Raw genomic sequence first — 20,107 nt, 5'->3', positions numbered from 1 at the left:
ATTCGATGGATCGGCGCGTCTTCAACGGCTCTGTTCTGGCAGGCTCGCTCGCGGGCCTGCTGCTGCCTGCGGTGCAGGCCGAGCAGGCGCCGCGTTCGGCCGGCAAGCCCGTCATCGGCCTGCTGGTCTATCCGGGCATGATCCTGCTCGACCTCACCGGGCCGCTGACCGTCTTCAACATCATGCAGGCCGACATCCGCCTGATCGCAGCCTCCCTGGCGCCGGTCACCACGGATGTCGGAATTTCCGTCAATCCGACCCACAGCTTCGAGACGGCGCCGGCGGACCTCGACGTTCTGTTCGTACCGGGCGGGCTGAAGGGCACCGTTGACGGCATGAACGATGCTCGCACCGTGGAGTTCCTTGCTGCGCGCGGTGCGACGGCGCGCTTCGTCACCAGCGTCTGCACAGGCTCGCTGCTGCTGGGCGCCGCGGGGCTATTGAAGGGCTTCCAGGCGACGTCGCACTGGTACGTGCGCGATCTGCTGCCTCTGATGGGGGCGACCATGGTTGCGGAGCGCGTCGTGGCGGACCGCAACCGCATCACCGCCGGTGGCGTGACTGCGGGCATCGATTTCGGCCTCAGCCTGGCAGCGAAGCTCAGCAGCGAGGATAATGCCAAGCGGATCCAGCTGCTGATCGAATATGATCCGCAGCCGCCGTTCGCGGCGGGATCGCCGGAACGTGCCGGAGCCGGAGCCGCACATGCGGTGCTGACCCAGCGCGGCCCGTTGATCCGTCAGGCCGAGCAGGCGGCGCGTGCGGCTGGCGGAAGGCTCGGCGTGCCATGAGCTCCGGCGGCGCAATCACGACCGGTCGATACGGGCGTGTACGGCGCCGTTGGATGGCGCGCTTTCTGCCGGTGGCTCTGCTGGCGCTGATCATCCAGGTGCTGGCGCCGGTGGCGGCGTCCGCGATGACCGCGGCGGCGATCGCGTCCTTTGATCCACTGGATGGCGCCGTCATCTGCCATGCCGAGACGGATGCGGCACGATCCGATCGCGATGCCGACCGTACCGCCTGCGGCCTGGATTGCGTCATGTGCTGCGTGCTCCACGCCGCAACGGCGCTCGATGCGCCGCCGGTGCCGGCTCACGTGGCGCCGCTTCGGAGCATGGCACGCATCGACTGGACCGCACGTGAGCTCCGGCTGATCCGTGTCGCCGCCTGGTCCCAGGCGCAACCCAGAGGACCCCCCTTCCTGACCTGAGCACCGACGTCGTCACCGGCACAGCAGCCTGGGCCGGTCCGTTTCAGATCAGAAAGACCGGCCGTGCAGCCGGCATTGGGGAAGTCAAACCATGTTTCGTCGTCATGTCCTCGCAGGCGCGAGCGTGATCGCCATGGCGCTGGTGCTTTTGCAGCCGGCCACGATCGCGCACGCCCAGGCCGAGCGGGAATTGCCATCCGTGACCGTCGACGCGCCGCGCGCAGCGGCACAACGGACGGCGCGCAAGCCGGCCGGACAGGCCGCAGCCGTCCGCACCCGCGCACCGAAGCCTGCGGCTGCATCCGTCGCCAACACGTCCGGGCAGGGCGTCGCCGCCTCCGAGCGGGCCTCCGGCGCCAGCGCCGCACGCGACCAGCTCGGCCAGTCGCCCTCCGGCCAGACCGCGACCACCATCGACCGCAGTCGCTATGACGACCGGCCGGCGTTCACCGTAGGCGACATCCTGCGCGAAAGTCCGGGCGTCTCGCTGAAGCAGGGCAATGGGCCGCGCGATCTCGGCATCTCGATCCGCGGCTCCAACGCCCGCAATGGATTCGGCATCCGCAACATCGCGCTATTCGAGGACGGCTTTCCGGTCACCCAGCCAGACGGTCTGTCACGCAGCGACCTCATCGACCCCCACGCCTATGGCGCCGTCGACGTGATCCGCGGGCCGTCCTCGGCGCTCTACGGCAATTATGCGACCGGTGGCGCGATCAATTTCCGTACCCGTCCGGGCGGCAGCATCGACGGCGCGGAGATCGGCAGCGAGGGCGGCAGCTTCGGCTATCTCAGCAACTACATGACGTTCGGCAAGAAGGTCGGCAATTTCGAGGGCTCGCTGTTCACCAGCGACGTCCGCGGCAACGGCTATCTCGGCAACAGCTGGTTCAACACCCAGACCGTCAATTTCCTCGGGACGTTGAAGGTCACGCCGGACGATCGCTTCACGGTCAAGATCATCAACAACGAGCTCGAGACGCGGTTGCCGCTGCGCTACACGCTCAGCCAGTTTAATCAGAACCCCTATCAGCAAGGCTGCACGACCTATGCTACGATGGCGGCCGGCTGCGCCTTCGTTTCGCTCAACAGGAACGGCTTCAATACGTCCAATGGGCCAGACCTAGAAACTGCGCTACAGGCCGGACTTGGCCGCAACGACCGCCGTACCATCGTCGGCGGGCGCTGGGAGCATGATTTCGACAACACCACGACGTGGCGCAACCAGTTCACGTTCGACGATCGCAACATCAGCCAGCCGACCGGGTCGACCAGCGCGATTGGTGATTATCCCTCCTACAACTACATGAGCGACGTCACCAAGCGCGGTGAAATTTTCGGGCTGGAATCGACGACGTTCTTCGGCGCCTTCTACAACACGCTCACCGCGTCCGGCGATACGCGATTCGTCGTCCCCGGTGGCAACGCAGCGCTCGGACGGCTGTCGGCGAATACTTGGAGCGAGACGACCAACTATGGCTTGCGTGCGCGTGAAGAGCTCAAGCTGACGACAGCACTGACTGCCGTGGCCGGGCTTGGCTGGGAGCGCACGCATCTGCGCGGCGTGAACACGGCCTATACGTACACCGGAACGGCCCCCACCACGTCGGTGGGGATCACGACCGCTGACCGGCAGTTCGACAATCTCGCGCCCGAGTTGGCCTTGCTCTATCGCTTGAACAGCGACTGGTTGCTGCGGGCGCGCGTGGCCACCGGCTATGGTACGCCGCAGGCGTCCAACCTGTTCGTCCTGCCGACTGGGGATTTCGGCAACAATACTCAGCTCAAGTCCCAAACCAACCTCGGCTATGATGTCGGTTTCGACTGGACGCCTAATCGAGCGGTGACCCTGAGTGCAACCGGCTTCTATGAATTCTTTCGCAACGAGATCGTCACTCAGGCCGTCACGGGAGCGAAGAACACGTCCTACACGTTCAACGCTCCGCGTTCGGAGCACAAGGGTGTCGAATTGGCTGCGGACTGGCGGTTCCTGCCGGGGTGGCGTTTCACCGCCGCCTATACCTATCTGGACCAAACCTACACCGACTATACCGAGAACCTCGCCAGCGGATCGACGCTTTTCAGCTTCAACCGCGCCGGCAACAAGATCCCTGGCATCTCGCCCAACGAGCTGACGGCGCGGCTGGGCTATGATCACGACAGCGGGAGACTTGCCGGGCTCGGCGGTTTCGTCGAGCTCCAATGGAAGGACTCTTTCTATATGGACAACGGCAACCTGCAGAAGGCGCCCGGCTACGAGCTCGTCAACCTGAACGTTCACTACAAGACTGAGCTGGCTTCGGAGACGTTCAAGGCTCTGAACGTCTTCTTCGAGGTCCGCAACGTGTTCGACCGCACCTACATCGCGTCCGCGAACAATGTGCAGAACGCGATGATCTCAGGCGTACAGAGCGTGGCGAGCACCGGGACGATCTACGCCGGCTCGCCACGCGCGTTCCTGGCCGGCATGAAGGTGGCATTCCGATGAGGACCAGCATGACAGCAACGGTACGGCTCAAGAGTGCTCTGCTCGGAGTAGCGATAGGTCTGCTTTGTGCGCCGATCGCCCAAGCCCAGATGGCGCATCAGCACGGCTCGGACGCCGCCTGCGAGGGCACCGAGCTTCGGTGCGCCACCAAGGTGACCCCGTTCTTCGCCGGCGACGGCAAGCTCTGGCTGGCCTGGATGGCCGGCGGGCGGGTGTCGGTCGCAAGCTCGAGTGATGAGGGCCGCACGCTGTCCACGGCGGTGCCGGTCAACGACCAGCCGCTCAATCTCGATTGGGGACCGGATGCCCGTCCGAAGCTGGTGGTCGACGGCAAGGGCGGGATCGCGGTGGCGTTCTCGATCTTCCGCGACCAGGCGTTCAACGGCCAGGTGCTCGCGACGCGCTCTGACGATGGCGGCCAGAGCTTCGCGCCTGTCCGTCCGGTCACGGCGAGCAACGAGAGCCAGCGTTTCGAGGCGCTGGCGCTCGACCAGGATGGGACCGCCTTCGTGGCCTGGCTCGACAAACGCAACCGCGTGCCGGCGAAGGCTGCGGGGCGTGCTTACGAGGGGGCCGCGTTGTTCTTCGCCTCGTCGCGCGATGGCGGTGCCACCTATGCCGAGGCGACGATGGCCCAGGACAATACCTGCGAGTGCTGCCGGCTGGGCCTCGCGTTTGCGGGGCCGGGACGTCCGGTCGTGATCTTCCGCAACATCTTCGAGGGCAGCGTACGCGATCATGCGGTGGTGACCTTCAAGGACCTCGCGACGCCCGGCGATGTCTACCGGGTCAGTACCGACGATTGGCAGATCAAGGCCTGCCCGCACCAGGGACCGACCCTGACGGTCGGGCCCAGCGGTGCCTACCACGTCGCCTGGTTCACCAGCGGCAAGGTCCGCAAGGGCCTGTTCTATGCGCATTCGCGCGACGGCGGCCGGACCTTCTCCGACCCGATGCCAATCGGCCGCCCCGACCGTAACCCGACGCGGCCCTATCTGCTTGCGACGTCAGATATGACCACTTTGGTGTGGAAGGAGTTCGACGGCGAGCAGACCACGGTCATGGTGATGCAGTCGCGCGACGATGGCGAGACCTGGTCGAAGCCGCGCGCCGTTGCCAGCACGAACAATGCGTCGGATCATCCGCTGCTGGTCGCACGCGGCAAGCAGATCTTTCTGTCCTGGATGACCAAGGCGGACGGCTATCGGTTGCAGGCGATTGGAGACGAGTCATGAAGCGCGCATTGGCTGCCCTTGCGATCTCAAGTCTCGTCGCCCTGACCGCGTCGAGCACCGCGGCTCCCCAGTCCCTGAAACCGTTCGAGCGTGGCAGCTGGCGCGAGGTTCTCAGGGCCCATGCGGGCCGACCGACGCTGATCCATTTCTGGGGCGTGACCTGCGGCCCCTGCAAGATCGAGCTGCCGCAACTCGGCAAGTTCATGGCGGATCATCCCGAGATCGACGTCGTCACCGTCAGCGCCGACCTGGTGCCTAACCTCCATGCTGCGACCGAGGCCATGCTGGACAAGGCCGGCCTTGCCGCCGCCGAGAACTTCATCTTCAGCGACGGCTTCGTCGAGCGGCTGCGGTACGAGATCGACCCCTCCTGGCAGGGCGACATTCCGCGCACGATGCTCGTGACCCGTGACGGCGTCGTGGAAACGATCGAGGGCAGCGCCGAGATCGGCGATCTCGACAAATGGTCTGCGGAACAGGCGCGGCGGCAATAGGGCGCTTGAGGTCGAGGACCCTGCCGGCCGCGGTCATCGCGGTCGGCAGGCGAGATGGCGCGGCGGCGTGTTCATCCACCGCATCAGCGCAACCAGTAAAATGATTGGGAATCCGGTCGCTTAGCCGCTTTTTCTCAAACCCAGTCTTGTGTTTTGCCGTCCGATCCGCTTTGACTGCGCCAGCCCGAACCGAATCCCGAAGGCTTGGCCCATGCGTCTGTCGCGGTTTTTCCTGCCCATTCTGAAAGAAAATCCGAAGGAAGCCGAGATCGTCTCGCACCGGTTGATGCTGCGCGCCGGCATGCTGCGGCAGGAGGCGGCCGGCATCTATGCCTGGCTGCCGCTGGGCTTCAAGGTTCTGAAGAAGATCGAGCAGATCGTCCGTGAGGAGCAGAACCGGGCCGGCGCACTGGAGCTGCTGATGCCGACGCTGCAGCTCGCTGACCTCTGGCGCGAGAGCGGCCGCTACGATGCCTACGGCCCGGAGATGCTGCGCATCGCCGATCGCCACAAGCGTGAGTTGCTGTATGGGCCGACCAACGAGGAAATGATCACGGAGATCTTCCGGGCCTACGTGAAGTCCTACCGCAATCTGCCGCTCAATCTCTATCATATCCAATGGAAATTCCGCGACGAGCAGCGTCCGCGCTTCGGCGTGATGCGGGGGCGCGAATTCCTGATGAAGGATGCCTATTCGTTCGATCTGGACGAAGCCGGCGCGCGCCGCGCGTACAACAAGATGTTCGTCGCCTACCTGCGCACCTTCGCGCGGATGGGCCTGAAGGGCATCCCGATGCGCGCCGAGACCGGCCCGATCGGCGGTGATCTCAGCCACGAGTTCATCGTGCTGGCCGAGACCGGCGAGTCCGGCGTGTATTGCGACCGCAACGTGCTCGATTTGCCGATCCCGCCGGCGTCCGTCGACTACGACGGGGACCTGACGCCGATCATCAAGGAGTGGACCTCGCTCTATGCCGCGACCGAGGACGTCCACGACGGTGCTCGTTTCGAGGCTGAGGTGCCGGCGGACCGCCGCGTCCACACCCGCGGCATCGAGGTCGGCCAGATCTTCTATTTCGGCACCAAATATTCCGAGCCGATGAAGGCCCTGGTCGCCGGCCCCGATGGAGCCGAGGTCACCATCCATGGCGGCTCCTATGGCGTCGGCGTGTCGCGCCTCGCCGGGGCCATCATCGAGGCCTGTCACGACGACGCAGGCATCAAATGGCCGGAGGAGGTGGCGCCGTTCCGGGCCGTCATCCTCAACCTGAAGCAGGGCGGCTCCGACACCGATGCCGCCTGCGAGCAGCTCTACCGCGATCTCCTCGCCAAGGGCGTCGACGTGCTCTATGACGACACCGAGCAGCGCGCTGGCGGCAAATTTGCGACCGCCGATCTGATCGGCATTCCCTGGCAGATCATGGTCGGCCCCAAGAGCCTCGCCGAGGGCAAGGTCGAGGTGAAGACTCGCAGCGACGGCGCGCGGCAGATGATGACGCCGGCCGACGTCGTCGCCCGGCTCGGCGCCGCGACAAGCGTGGGCTGAGTGGCTCGTTCGATCAGCGGATTATCCACCGGAGCAGGCGGCCCGCTGACGGCCAATCCGGCCACAATCGGCCCGAATCATGGGATGATCGCGCAATGGATGAAGCCATGACCGAACCCGTGCAGACCGCGCCTTTCGCGCCCTTCGAGTGGATGCTGTCGGGGCGCTACCTGCGTGCCCGGCGCCGGGAAGGCTTCATCTCCGTCATCGCCGGGTTCTCGTTCCTCGGCATCATGCTCGGCGTCGCGACCCTGATCATCGTGATGGCGGTCATGAACGGCTTCCGCAAGGAGCTGCTCGACAAGATCCTCGGTTTGAACGGCCACCTCCTGGTGCAGCCCCTGGAGTCGCCGCTGACCGATTGGAAGGACGTCTCCGAGCGGATCTCGCAGGTGCAGGGCATCCGGCTTGCCGCACCCGTGGTCGATGGCCAGGGTCTCGGCTCGTCCCCATTCAACGCGTCCGGCGTGTTCATCCGCGGCATCCGCTCGCAGGACCTGACGAACCTGACGTCGATCGCCAAGAACATCAAGCAGGGGACCCTCGAAGGCTTCGACGAGGGGCAGGGCGTGGCGATCGGTCGCCGGCTCGCGGACCTGTTGTCGCTGCATGCCGGCGACAGCATCACGCTGGTCGCGCCGAAGGGCGCCGTCACGCCGATGGGCACCACGCCGCGGATCAAGCCCTACAAGGTCGCGGCGGTGTTCGAGATCGGCATGTCTGAATACGATTCCAGTTTCGTGTTCATGCCGCTGGCGGAGGCGCAGGCCTATTTCAACCGCAACAACGACGTCACCGCGATCGAGATCTTCACCAGCAATCCGGACAAGGTGGAGCAGTTCCGCAAGACGGTGACTGAGGCGGCCGGCCGGCCGGTGTTCCTGGTCGACTGGCGCCAGCGCAACTCGACCTTCTTCAACGCGCTCCAGGTCGAGCGTAACGTGATGTTCCTGATCCTGACCCTCATCGTGCTGGTCGCCGCGCTCAACATCGTCTCCGGCCTGATCATGCTGGTGAAGGACAAGGGCCAGGACATCGCCGTGCTCAGAACGATGGGCGCATCGCAGGGCGCGATCATGCGGATCTTCCTGATCACCGGCGCCTCGATCGGCGTGGTCGGCACGCTCACCGGCTTTATCGTCGGATTGCTGATCTGCATGAACATCGAGACCATCCGGCTGTTTCTGTCGTGGCTGACCAACACCGATCTGTTCGATCCGACGCTGTACTTCCTGTCCAAGCTGCCGGCAGAGATTGACGCCGGCGAGACCAGCGCCGTGGTCATCATGGCCCTGACCCTGTCGTTTCTGGCCACGCTCTATCCTTCCTGGCGCGCCGCCCGATTAGACCCGGTCGAAGCGCTTCGCTACGAGTGAGGCGCTGATGGAAGAGCAGGGGGCCGAGGACGTCCCGGTCGTTTATCTCCACGAGATCAAACGCCGGTATATGCAGGGCGAGAAGCAGCTGACCATTCTGGACGGCGCCAAGCTGGCGCTGTGGGCTGGGCAGTCGGTGGCGCTGGTGGCGCCGTCGGGCTCCGGCAAGTCGACATTGCTGCACATCGCCGGCCTTCTGGAGAGCCCTGACGAGGGCGAAGTCTACGTCGCGGGCACGCCGACGTCGCAATTGACGGATATCGAGCGCACCCAGATGCGCCGCACCGACATCGGTTTCGTCTACCAGTCGCATCGCCTGCTGCCGGAGTTCACGGCGCTGGAGAACGTGATGCTGCCGCAGATGATCCGCGGCCTCAAGCGTTCGGAGACGGTGAAGCGGGCGAGCGAGATCCTGGCCTATCTCGGGCTCGGCGAGCGCATCAAGCATCGTCCCTCCGAGCTGTCCGGCGGCGAGCAGCAGCGCGTCGCGATCGCGCGTGCGGTCGCCAACGCCCCGCGTGCGCTGCTGGCCGACGAGCCGACCGGCAACCTCGATCCCGCCACGGCCGATCACGTCTTCCACGCCCTGATGCAACTGGTGAAGGCGACACGGGTCGCGATGCTGATCGCGACCCACAACATGGAGCTGGCCGGCCGCATGGATCGACGCGTCTCCATCGTCGGCGGCAAGGTGGTCGAGCTCGATTGAGCCCGGCCGCAGTCACGGCATGATCACCGTCATCTGGAATGGCTTGCGGTGTGCTGCGGCATGCGCGACGGCCTCGTTGGCGTGATCGAGGGCGAATGACGTCTGCTCGAATTGCGCGAGGTCGAGCAGCCCAGCCCTGATCAGACCTACCATCTTGCCCGTCGCGCTCGGCGGGTACATCCAGACGCCGTGGATCGTGATGCAGTCGCGCATGATCCAGGGATAGGGCAAGTCGAGTCCGGGACCGCCCAGCATCCCGACGCCTCCCATCAGCGCCACGCGTCCGTAGGGACGCACGGTCATCACGGCGGATCGCACGACGTCGGTCGTGATCGACGGCGGCATGATGTCGAGCACGCAGTCGATCGGGCCGGGTGCCGCGCGCTTCATGCTGATGGTGTCCTCGCTCTCGTCGCCGGACAGCTTGACCGGATGAACGCGGGATCCGAACCTGCGCCGAAGCTCGGCCAGCATGGCCTCGTTGCGGCCGGGCGCAACGACCGCAGCTGCGCCCATGGCGAGCGCCACGGCGACTGCGGCGCTGCCGAATCTGCCGGTCGCGCCGCTGATCAGCACGGTCTCGCCAGCCTGCAGATTGGCGGCGAGTAAGCCGCCATAGGGCACGAGCAGGGTGCCGAGCGCGCACCATTGCGCGGCGTCGCGTGCGTCGATGGCCCCGATCGGCTTGGCGTTCTCCGTCGGCACCCGCATGCGCTCGGCAAACGAGCCGTGCCGGAAATGCTGTTGCAGCTTCAAGCCGCCCGGTCCCCGCGCGCTCAGGCCCTGCAAGGTGATGTCGGGCGCGACGACGTCGTCACGCGAGCGCACGGTCGGATCGCAGTACACCCAGTCGCCGATCGCAAGATGCGTCGCGTCGGGGCCGACGGCGCTGACCCGTCCGATGCCTCCCGTCCCCGGGATGACCGGCAATTCCAGCAGGTACTTCCGCTCGCCGCTGAACACCTCGTTTGCGTAGGACAGCACGCCGGCTGCAACGATGTCGACGATGACCTCGCCGGTGCCCAGCACGGGGCCCTCGACCTGTTCGATCTCCAGCGGCGATCCAAAGCGTTTCAGCACGGCTGCCTTCATGATCCTTCTCCGTTCAAGAGTCGCGACAACCGAACCTGCCCGTCTATGCTGCATCCAGGAAGGCCTGGTATTATCCTAGGATCACAAGACCTAGCCTTACGGCATCGCTTTCGGCAGGAACGAACCATGAGTGATCCAAGACATGCGGAGCTCGGAAACTTTCTGCGCTCCCGGCGTGAGAAGCTGACACCGCAGGCGGTCGGGCTCGCCTCCGGGCGGCGGCGTCGCACCGCAGGTCTGCGACGCGAGGAGGTGGCGGAGCTCGCCGGCATCGGCGTCGATTGGTACATCCGTATCGAGCAGGGGCGCGCGGTGAAGCCCTCATCCTCGACCATCGACGCGCTGGCGCGCGCGCTGCGCCTGTCACGAGCGGAGCATGCGCATCTCAGGGCGCTGGCGCGGGAGTCCGCGCGCAAGCCTTTCGTCCGCGAGGAGGTGCCGGCCCGCCTTCGCGAGCTCGTGCAAAGTCTGAACCAGCCGGCCTATATCTCCGGAAGACGATGGGACGTGCTGGCCTGGAACGCTGCGGCGGACGAGATATTCGGCTTCTCACAGCTCGCTGACGAGGAGCGCAATACGCTGCTGCTGATGCTGTGCACGCCGGGCGTACGCCGCCTGTTCGGCGCGCAATGGAAGGACCTGGCAAGACGCATGGTCGCGCAGTTTCGCGCGACATATGATTTGTGGGCAGGCGATCCTGCCTTCCTGGATCTGATCGCGCGCCTGCGGCGCGGTAGCCGCGAGTTCGATGAATTCTGGGCGGCTCACGACATCAATGCGCTTGCTGCGGGCGAGAAGTTGCTCGAGCATCCGAAGAAGGGGCGCGTGAGGCTGCGCTATGCGACTTTCCAGGCCAATGACGATCCCGCGCTGAAGCTTGCGATCTACTACACGTTTGCGTCACCGCCGCTGCGATGAACGTCGCGACCGGCGGTGCTTGCAACCCGTTGCAGGCGGATGTCGATCATACAATCGTCCGTTTTGCGCATGATGATGCTAGGCATTCGCAAGATACGTCGTGACGCCCGAAAGAATTCACGACTGAGACGCGACAGGGTTCATTCCGTGACCGGGAGTTTCTCCGTCACGATTTTGACGCCGCTCTCATTGTGGCGGACCATGGACGTAGGTCACGACTCCTCCACATAGCTTATTAGTTGTTTGTTCATGAAGCGACCAAGCCATTGGAATGGCGGTGCTTGCGCCAAATCCCATAAAAGCCGGAAAGAAACATTCCAATCTGCCCAACAGATGATGTCGGCGGAGCGGATGCAGGGGCATGAGCGCTACGCCGCGCTGCACGTTTTGCGACGGAATAGAGGGCTTGGGGACCTTGGGACAGAAGCTACGGAGTTCGATGATGAAAACGCTTTTCGGCGCAATGGTGGGGCTCGGCGCAATCGCCGTGGCGACGTCTGCTTTCGCGGCTGATCTTCCAGTGAAGAAGGGTCCCTACACCAAGGCTCCACAGGCCGTCATGGCCACGGTGTATGATTGGAGCGGCTTCTACATCGGCTTCAACGCCGGCGGCGGCTCCAGCCGCGACTGCTGGAACCTCGTTTCGAACGCAGGTGTTGCGGTCAACCCGGCGGCGAATCGCGAAGGCTGCTCCGGCGGCGGCGGAGCGGCGGTCGGCGGCCAGGTCGGATATCGCTACCAGATGGCGAACTGGGTGTTCGGCGTCGAGGCGCAGGGCGACTGGGCCAACTTCAAGGGCACGAACCGCAACCTGATTCTTCCCAATGTAAGCGACCGTTCACGCACCAACGGCTTCGGCCTGTTCACCGGCCAGGTCGGCTACGCCTTCGACAACGTTTTGGGCTATGTCAAAGGTGGCGCCGCGGTCGTGGGCGATCGCTACGACACCTTCACCACCGGCACCAACGTGATGCTCGATCGCGCGAATACGACGCGTTGGGGCGGCACGATCGGCGCGGGTATCGAATATGGCTTCGCGCCGAACTGGTCGGTGGGCGTCGAGTACGACCACATCTTTCTCGGCAACAAGAACCTGAACTTTGTTGCCGCCGCGGGCCAGCCCGCGATGACCCATCGCATCAAGCAGGACGTCGACATCGGCCTCGTGAAGCTGAACTACAAGTTCGGCCCGGGCTTCGGCATGATGCGCTGACGCAGGCGTCGGCCGCTGCCGAAAGCGATCGCCGAGGCCACGGCCCCGGCGATCGATGCAACGGGGAAGCCGGCATCGTCGGCGCCGATGTGCCGCTCAATCCTCTTCGAACACGAAGGGATTGGGGAAGGGGGCGTAGGGGTTCGGCGCCGGCGGCCGCGGCTTGATGCGCTGCCGGTGCGGATAGGGATAGGGCGTCGCGCGCGGATCATTGCTGACGCCGGCAAAATATGGATTGGCGATGCAGGTCAGCAGGCGGCCCGAGGCCGTCGCCTGACACTGCGCGTAAGTGTCGAAGGTGCAGTTGCTGAGTCCCGGGTGCTGGTCGCCCTGCAGGCAGAACGCATGCCTGACGCCGACGGCGTGCGCCGGCGCATGGGTCGCGACCGCGAGGCCGGCTGCAGCCAGGGCCGCAAAGAACACGTCACGCATCAACGATCTCCCTTCATCTCGTGATGACAGCATTTGCGCAGCGTGGCGAGGCGGCGCGGATGTCGCTTCGTGTGTAGTCTGTCAGCCTCCGATTGCAAGTTGGAATGTTCCATCAACACACTGTGATTGCAGATTAATTTCCGGACATGTCCAGGGCTCGTTCAGAAGCGCGCTGTGACCACGACGCTACAGCAATTGTGGCCCGGATGGTTAAGACGTGCGGCTGGCCTGGGGGCCAAATGAGACGAGACTGGACCTGTGATGAAGAAACTTGTGTTGATGACGACGGCGATCGTGGTGCTGGCCTCGCCGGCGCTGGCCGCGGATCTCGCTGCGCGTCCCTACACGAAGGCACCGCCGCCGGTGATGGCCGCGATCTATGACTGGAGCGGCTTCTACATCGGTGTGAACGGCGGCGGCGGCTGGACCCACAACACCTGGGATCTGGTGGGTGGCGGCCGCGAAGGCTCGCACGATTCGTCCGGCGGCACCGTCGGTGGCCAGGTCGGCTATCGCTGGCAGATGGGCCAGCTGGTGTTCGGCGTGGAAGCGCAGGGCAACTGGGCCGATTTCTCCGGCGACAATGTGAGCGCGCTGTTCGGCACCCGCAACCGCACCAAGACCGATGCGTTCGGTCTGTTCACCGGCCAGGTCGGCTACGCCTGGAACAACGTGCTGCTCTACGCCAAGGGCGGTGCGGCTGTGACCAGCAACACCTACACGATCACGAATGCTGCCACGGGCGGGTTCCTCGCCTCCAACGACAACACGCGCTGGGGCGGCGTGGTCGGCGCCGGCCTGGAATACGGCTTTGCTCCGAACTGGTCGCTGGGTGTCGAATACGACCATCTGTTCATGGATCGTCAGACCGTGAGCTTCGGTGCGCTCGGCTCCGACAGCATCAAGCAGGACGCCGACATCTTCACCGCGCGCCTGAACTATCGCTTCGGCGGCCCGGTGGCGACGCGGTACTGATTCGCTCCTGCAGCGATGGATCGAAGGCCCCGGCGTTGTTCGCGCCGGGGCCTTTTTCGTAGCGTCAGCCGACAGATTAACCACGTGCCGCGGCGGCGGGGCGCGCTCCTCGTCAGCGTGCTTGACCTGAGAACGAAAAAGGAACATTGTTCTTCATATGTTCTAGCTCAGGGAGGTCCCCATGCTGAAGGTTTTCGTTGAAGAAGCCGCCGCACTGGCGTCCATCACGCTGTTCGTCGGGATGATCGCGCTGTGGGCGCAAATCATTCCGCAGCTTTGATTTTTTGCGGGCGCGACTGGGGAAAAGCCGGACAGCGGTCCAGGTGGCCGGACTCCGCGGCGGCTGATCCGATATCATGAGCGGGCGAGTCGGTCGGGCTCTCGGGCGATGGCGATAGTCATGTCTCTCTGCTGGCCGGTGACTCTGCTTTCGGAAGCCCTCCAGGAAGTTGCAAGGCGAGCATGTCCAGCGCCGGATTCGTCCATCTTCACGTCCATTCCGCCTATTCGCTGCTGAAGGGCTCGATCAAGATCGCCAAGCTCGGCGAGCTCGCCAAGGCCGACCGCCAGCCCGCGCTGGCGCTGACCGATACCGACAACATGTTCGGTGGCCTGGAATTCTCCGACAAGATGGCGGGCTATGGCATCCAGCCGATCGTCGGCTGCGAGCTCGCGATCGACTTCGGCGACATGGACCCGAATGCGCGGAATGCGGCTGCGGTCGCACAGCCCGCGCGGATCGTCCTGCTGGCCGCGAAGGAGGAGGGCTATCGCCATTTGATGCGGCTGAACTCGCGCGCCTTCCTGGAGACGCCGACGCATCAGGCGCCGCACATCAAGTTCGACTGGCTGACCGAAGGCGTCGATGGGGTGATCGCGCTGACGGGTGGTCCCGATGGACCGATCTCGCTCGCGATCCAGCACGACATGGCCGCGCTGGCGGCGCAGCGCTGCGAGCGCCTGGCGACCATGTTCGGCGACCGTCTCTACATCGAGCTGCAGCGCCACGGTGTCGAGCGCGAGCGCCGCGTCGAGGGCGGGCTGATCGACATCGCCTATGAAAAAGGGCTGCCGCTGGTTGCGACCAACGAGCCGTATTTCGCGACCGCCGACGACTACGAGGCGCATGACGCGCTGCTGTGCATCGCCGGCGGCCATCTCATCGCCGACACCGAGCGCGTGCAGCTGACGCCCGACCACCGCTTCAAGACCCGCGCCGAGATGGCGGTGCTGTTCGCCGACATTCCCGAGGCGCTCGCCTCGACGGTCGAGATCGCCGAGCGCTGCTCGTACCGGCCGCGCACGCGCAAGCCGATCCTGCCGTTTTTCACCGTCGGCGCCGGCTCGGGCGCCGACGCCGTGGACGCAGCCAGCGCCGAGGCCGCCGAGCTGAAGCGGCAGGCGGAGGAGGGCCTGGAACGACGCCTCAAGGTGCACGGCATGGCGCCGGGCATGACCGAGGAGGACTATCAGAAGCGGCTCGCCTTCGAGCTCGACGTCATCATGCGCATGAAGTACGCGGGCTACTTCCTGATCGTGTCGGACTTCATCAAATGGGCCAAGGCGCACGGCATTCCCGTCGGCCCGGGCCGCGGTTCGGGCGCTGGCTCCCTGGTGGCCTGGGTGCTGACCATCACCGACCTCGATCCGATGCGCTTCGCGCTGCTGTTCGAACGCTTCCTCAATCCCGAGCGCGTGTCGATGCCCGACTTCGACATCGACTTCTGCCAGGACCGCCGCGGCGAGGTGATCTCCTACGTCCAGCAGCGCTACGGCCGCGACCAGGTGGCGCAGATCATCACCTTCGGTACCCTGCAGGCGCGCGGCGTGCTGCGCGACGTCGGCCGCGTGCTGCAGATGCCCTATGGACAGGTCGACAAGCTGACCAAGCTGGTGCCGCAGAATCCGGCCGCGCCGGTCACGCTCGCCGCCGCCATCGAGGGCGAGCCGAAGCTGCAGGCGTTCCGCGACGAGGATCCCGTGGTGGCGCGCGCCTTCGACATCGCGATGCGCCTGGAAGGCCTGACGCGGCACGCCTCGACCCACGCGGCGGGCATCGTCATCGGCGACCGGCCGCTCAGCGAGCTGGTGCCGATGTATCGCGATCCGAAATCGGACATGCCGGTCACCCAGTTCAACATGAAATGGGTCGAGCCGGCCGGTCTCGTCAAGTTCGACTTCCTCGGCCTGAAGACGCTGACGGTGCTCGACGTCGCGGTGAAGCTGTTGAAGCAGCGCGACATTCATGTCGATCTCGCGACCCTGCCGATCGACGACGCGCCGAGCTACCAGATGCTGGCGCGCGGCGATGTGGTCGGCGTGTTCCAGGTTGAAAGCCAGGGCATGCGTCGGGCGCTGATCGACATGCGCCCGGACCGGTTCGAGGACATCATCGCGCTGGTGGCGCTGTATCGTCCCGGACCGATGGCCAACATCCCGACCTACTGCGCCCGCAAGCACGGCGAGGAGGAGCCGGAATATCTGCACCCGATCCTGGAGCCGATCCTCAAGGAGACCTTCGGCGTCATCATCTACCAGGAGCAGGTGATGCAGGTCGCGCAGCAGATGTCCGGCTATTCGCTCGGCGAAGCCGACCTGCTGCGCCGCGCCATGGGCAAGAAGATCCGCGCCGAGATGGACAAGCAGCGCGTCCGCTTCGTCGAAGGCGCCGTCAAGAACGGCGTGCCGAAGGACCAGGCCGACACCATCTTCGACCTGCTCGCCAAGTTCGCCGACTACGGCTTCAACAAGTCGCACGCCGCCGCCTACGCGCTGGTGTCCTACCACACCGCCTACATGAAGGCGCATTATCCGGTGGAGTTCATCGCGGCGTCGATGACGCTCGATCTGAACAACACCGACAAGCTGTCGGAATTCCGCGCCGAGGCGCAGCGCCTGGGGATCAAGGTCGAGCCGCCGTCGATCAACCGCTCGGGTCCCACCTTCGAGGTCAGCGGCAACACCATCTTCTACGCGCTCGCCGCCTTGAAGGGCGTCGGTCCGCAGGCGATCGAGATGATCGTCGAAGCTCGCAACAAGGGCGGCCCGTTCACGTCGCTCGCGGACTTCGCAAGCCGCGTCAGTCCGCGCGCGATCAACAAGCGCATCATCGAGACGCTGGCCGCCGCAGGTGCGTTCGACGGGCTCGACAAGAACCGCGCGCGCGTGTTCGCCGGCGCCGATGCGATCGTCGCCGCCTGTCAGCGTGCCAACGAGGCCGCGACATCGGGCCAGAACGACATGTTCGGCAATGCGGCCGATGCGCCCGCGATCATCCTGCCGAACATCGAGAACTGGCTGCCCGCCGAGCGCCTGCGGCGCGAGTACGACGCGATCGGTTTCTTCCTGTCGGGCCATCCGCTCGACGACTACGCGGCAGCATTGAAGCGGTTGCGGGTGCAGAGCTGGGCCGAGTTCTCCCGCGCGGTGAAGACCGGCGCGACCGCCGGCAAGGTCGCCGCCACCGTGGTGTCGCGCATGGAGCGGCGCACCAAGACCGGCAACAAGATGGGCATCATGGGCCTGTCGGACCCAACCGGTCATTTCGAGGCGGTGCTGTTCTCGGAAGGCCTTGCACAATATCGCGACGTGCTCGAGCCCGGCGCGGCGGTGCTGCTGCAGCTCGGCGCCGAGCTGCAGGGCGAGGATGTCCGCGCGCGCGTGCTGCATGCCGAGCCGCTCGACGATGCCGCCGCCAAGACGCAGCGCGGCCTGCGCATCTTCCTGCGCGACACCAAGCCGCTCGATTCCATCGTCAAGCGTCTGCAGGGGCCGGAAGGTGCCGCGGCGAATGGCAATGGAGGGCTTGCCAAGGGCGCTGCTGCGCCGCCGTTGGCGCCTCGGGCAGCCGCGGGCGAGGGCGAGGTCTCGCTGGTGATGATGCTCGACCTGGAGACCGAGGTGGAGATGAAGCTGCCCGGCCGCTTCAAGGTTTCGCCACAAATTGCTGGCGCCATCAAGGCGGTGACCGGCGTGGTGGACGTGCAGCAGCTGTGATCGTCAGCGGATGTTTCCGATGATGCGGCCCTGGCTCGGCTGCTGATCGGGCCGGAGCGACGGCGGGGGGAACAAAAAGCTGCGCGTCGGACTGTACGGACATGCCTCCGTTCAACCGCGGTTCAGCCATCCTCGCGCTGAATCCAAAGCTGGTGCCTCGAAGGGGCTCGAACCGTCATGCGCTTGGCCAATATCGTTTTCAGTGTCACGTTCTGCCTGCTGGTGACTGCGGCCTGGCATCGCCCGGCGGAGGCGCAGCAGCCCGCGCCGGAGAAGCGCATCGCCCTGGTCGTCGGCAACGGCGCCTATGCCAAGGGCGCGCTGGCCACCGCGGCCAACGATGCCGGCCTGATCGCGCAGACCTTGCAGGCTGCCGGCTTCGACGTGGTCGGCGCCCGGGATCTCGATGCCGACACCCTGCGCAAGAGCTTTCGCGATTTCATTCACAAGGCGCAGTCGTCAGACGGCAACACCGTGGCGATGGTCTATCTCGCGGGTTACGGCATGCAGCTCGCCGGCGAGAACTATTTCCTTCCCGTCGATGCCAACGTCACCAGCGATGTCGACATCCCGACCGAGGGCTTGCGCCTGAGCGACTATGTGCGTCAGCTCGCGGCGGTTCCTTTGAAGGCCGGCGTGGTCGTGCTCGACGCCGCGCGCCAGCAGCCGTTCATCACCGGCGGTTCGACCATTGCAGGCGGTCTCGCGCTGGTCGAGCCCGACAACAACATGCTGATCGCCTTCAACGCAGCTCCGGGCACGATCGCTCCGAACGAGACCGGCTCCTACGGCGTCTATGCGCGATCGCTGGCAGAGATGATCCGCACCGGCGGGCTGTCGTTGCCGGAGGTGTTCGACCGGTTGCGGCTGCGCGTCAACGAGGAGACCAAGGGCGCCCAGGTGCCGTGGGATGCGCAGAAGGTCCAGGCCGCCTTCACCTTCTTCGAGCGCGCGCCGGATGCGCCGGCCACGCAGGCAAGCCCCGAGCAGACGGCGGCGCTGCGCGCCCGTCCGATCCGCGAACTGCCGGTGCAGGAGGCCTACGCCGCGGCGCTGGAGCGTGACAGCTTGCAGGGCTATGAGGATTTCATCGCGGCCTATCCGAGCGATCCGCTCGCCCGGCGGGTGCGCGCCATCGTCGCCGCCCGCCGCGAGGCGCTGACCTGGCGGCGGACCTATCGCACCGACAGTCCTGAAGCCTATTGGTCGTATCTGAAACGTTATCCCTATGGCGCGCATGCTGCGGATGCCCGACGGCGCCTGGCGATGTTGTCGGCGCAAGCCGAGCCGCCGCCGACCTTCGCGATGATCGAATACGACGTGCCGCCGCCGCCGCTCGACGAGGTCATCTATGTCGAACGGCCGGTGCTGCTGTTCTCGGATCCAGAGTTCGGCTTCGTGCCTCCGCCGCCGCCGCCGGTCTACGTGCTGCCGCCGCCACCGCCCGAGTTCGTCGATCTGCCGCCACCTTACGCGCCGGTCGGCCTGTTCATCCTGCCGCGGCCGGTGTTCGTGCCGATTCCGGTCTATGTTCGGCCGCCGGCCTTCGTCGCGCCACCGCCGAGCAACATCATCTACCAGAACATCCACAACACGACCGTCATCAACACCGTGATCAACCGGCCGGGGCCGCCAGCCGCGCCAATGACCGCGGGTCCCGCGGCGGCGACATCGCCCGCGATGGCGGTGGCTCCGGCCCTGCCGCCGGCAGTGGTGCAGCGCGCGACGTTGATTCAGCAGGGCAAGGTCCCGCCGCCCGGACCGCTTGCCAATCCCGCCGGCAGGCCTGGCGCGCCCCCGGCGGTGCAGGCCAACGCGCCTTCAGGCGGAGCTTCGCCCGCTCCGGGCGGACCGGGGCAGGGGCCATCCCCCGTGAATGCGCTGCCAGTCCCGGGACGTGGCGGTCCGCCGGTTCCGCCCTCGGTTCAGACTCCGAATCCGCACGTGCAGGCACCGGCGTCCCCTGGTCCGGGCCAGCCGCCGTCGGTGCGGCCGGATCTTCGCGCGAACCGCACGCCCGCCGGGGCCGTCGCGCCGCCGCCGGCGGGGCCGTCCGCGACGCCGGCCCGCCCGGCCATCCCATCAGTTTCTCCCCGCGGCCGCGTGCCCGAGGTGAGCCCGCGCATCCAGCAGGCGGCGCCGCCGATCCAGCGCCACGCACCGCCACCGGCGACCGCACGGTTGAGCCCGCCGCCGGCGCCGCCACGACCGCCGGTTGCGCCGATGGTCCGGGCGGCACCGCCCCGGCCGGCGCCGCCGCCGCAAGTCATGCGCCCGGCCGCTCCGCCGCAGATGGCGCGCCCAGCACCCCCACCGCCGATGGTGCGTTCCGCACCCCCGCCGCAGATGGCGCGTCCTGCGCCTCCGCCGCAAATGGCGCGGCCGAGCCCGCCGCCGATGGCAGCGGTGGCCCGGCCGCCGCC

15 protein-coding genes are annotated in these 20,107 nt (G+C 66.0%); 13 read left to right on the top strand and 2 right to left on the bottom strand.

Going from position 1 to position 20,107, the window contains the following annotated elements:
- Positions 1-5 precede the first annotated feature (5 nt).
- From HL666_RS32790 to HL666_RS32755, 8 genes are all read left to right on the top strand, one after another.
- The gene (locus HL666_RS32790) at positions 6-791 is read left to right on the top strand and encodes a DJ-1/PfpI family protein (protein ID WP_172109582.1); all 786 of its coding nucleotides are present in this window, start codon (positions 6-8) and stop codon (positions 789-791) included.
- Positions 792-844: 53 nt separating this feature from the next.
- Positions 845-1,210, top strand: a complete 366-nt coding sequence (locus HL666_RS32785) for a DUF2946 family protein (RefSeq protein WP_246741681.1) — start codon at positions 845-847, stop codon at positions 1,208-1,210.
- Positions 1,211-1,301: 91 nt separating this feature from the next.
- Positions 1,302-3,698 (top strand): TonB-dependent receptor family protein, encoded by a 2,397-nt coding sequence (locus HL666_RS32780; protein WP_172185666.1) that lies wholly within the window; start codon positions 1,302-1,304, stop codon positions 3,696-3,698.
- An 8-nt stretch (positions 3,699-3,706) separates the two neighbouring features.
- Positions 3,707-4,933: a sialidase family protein gene (locus HL666_RS32775; protein WP_172109579.1), complete on the top strand. Its 1,227-nt coding sequence runs from the start codon at positions 3,707-3,709 to the stop codon at positions 4,931-4,933.
- Positions 4,930-5,427 carry a TlpA family protein disulfide reductase gene (locus tag HL666_RS32770; RefSeq protein ID WP_172109578.1) on the top strand — a complete coding sequence of 166 codons (498 nt, stop codon included), beginning with the start codon at positions 4,930-4,932 and terminating at the stop codon, positions 5,425-5,427. The genes HL666_RS32775 and HL666_RS32770 overlap by 4 nt, the downstream gene beginning before the upstream one ends.
- A gap of 211 nt (positions 5,428-5,638) precedes the next feature.
- Positions 5,639-6,973, top strand: coding sequence for a proline--tRNA ligase (gene proS / locus HL666_RS32765; RefSeq protein WP_172109577.1), 1,335 nt, complete (start codon positions 5,639-5,641; stop codon positions 6,971-6,973).
- Positions 6,974-7,068: 95 nt separating this feature from the next.
- Positions 7,069-8,349: a lipoprotein-releasing ABC transporter permease subunit gene (locus tag HL666_RS32760; protein WP_172109576.1), complete on the top strand. Its 1,281-nt coding sequence runs from the start codon at positions 7,069-7,071 to the stop codon at positions 8,347-8,349.
- A 7-nt stretch (positions 8,350-8,356) separates the two neighbouring features.
- On the top strand, positions 8,357-9,058 hold the full coding sequence (locus HL666_RS32755) for an ABC transporter ATP-binding protein (RefSeq protein WP_172109575.1): 702 nt from the start codon (positions 8,357-8,359) through the stop codon (positions 9,056-9,058).
- A gap of 12 nt (positions 9,059-9,070) precedes the next feature.
- Here the strand turns inward: HL666_RS32755 and HL666_RS32750 are convergent, their stop codons facing one another.
- A complete protein-coding gene (locus tag HL666_RS32750; RefSeq protein ID WP_172185664.1) occupies positions 9,071-10,150 on the bottom strand; it encodes an alcohol dehydrogenase catalytic domain-containing protein in 1,080 nt (359 codons plus the stop codon).
- Between the two features lie 126 nt (positions 10,151-10,276).
- On the opposite strand from HL666_RS32750, the gene HL666_RS32745 reads away from it, so the two are divergent.
- Together HL666_RS32745 and HL666_RS32740 are read left to right on the top strand one after the other, a co-directional pair.
- Complete coding sequence (locus HL666_RS32745; RefSeq protein ID WP_172109573.1) at positions 10,277-11,068, top strand: helix-turn-helix transcriptional regulator; 792 nt, start codon at positions 10,277-10,279, stop codon at positions 11,066-11,068.
- Between the two features lie 439 nt (positions 11,069-11,507).
- Entirely contained in the window at positions 11,508-12,281 is a 774-nt protein-coding gene (locus tag HL666_RS32740; RefSeq protein WP_172109572.1) for an outer membrane protein, read from the top strand.
- Between the two features lie 96 nt (positions 12,282-12,377).
- Here HL666_RS32740 and HL666_RS32735 read toward each other — a convergent pair whose 3' ends face one another.
- The gene (locus tag HL666_RS32735) at positions 12,378-12,713 is read right to left on the bottom strand and encodes a DUF3551 domain-containing protein (RefSeq protein WP_172185662.1); all 336 of its coding nucleotides are present in this window, start codon (positions 12,711-12,713) and stop codon (positions 12,378-12,380) included.
- A 261-nt stretch (positions 12,714-12,974) separates the two neighbouring features.
- On the opposite strand from HL666_RS32735, the gene HL666_RS32730 reads away from it, so the two are divergent.
- The 3 genes from HL666_RS32730 to HL666_RS32720 all read left to right on the top strand — a co-directional run.
- Positions 12,975-13,688, top strand: coding sequence for an outer membrane protein (locus HL666_RS32730; RefSeq protein ID WP_172185660.1), 714 nt, complete (start codon positions 12,975-12,977; stop codon positions 13,686-13,688).
- 462 nt (positions 13,689-14,150) lie between these two features.
- Complete coding sequence (gene dnaE, locus HL666_RS32725; RefSeq protein ID WP_172109569.1) at positions 14,151-17,684, top strand: DNA polymerase III subunit alpha; 3,534 nt, start codon at positions 14,151-14,153, stop codon at positions 17,682-17,684.
- A gap of 177 nt (positions 17,685-17,861) precedes the next feature.
- A partial coding sequence (locus HL666_RS32720; protein WP_172185658.1) for a caspase family protein occupies positions 17,862-20,107 on the top strand: 2,246 nt, incomplete at its 3' end.

It is taken from the genome of Bradyrhizobium aeschynomenes (assembly GCF_013178945.1).
GTDB classification, from domain to species: Bacteria; Pseudomonadota; Alphaproteobacteria; order Rhizobiales; family Xanthobacteraceae; genus Bradyrhizobium; species Bradyrhizobium aeschynomenes.
This window is presented reverse-complemented; position numbering and strand designations above follow the sequence as displayed.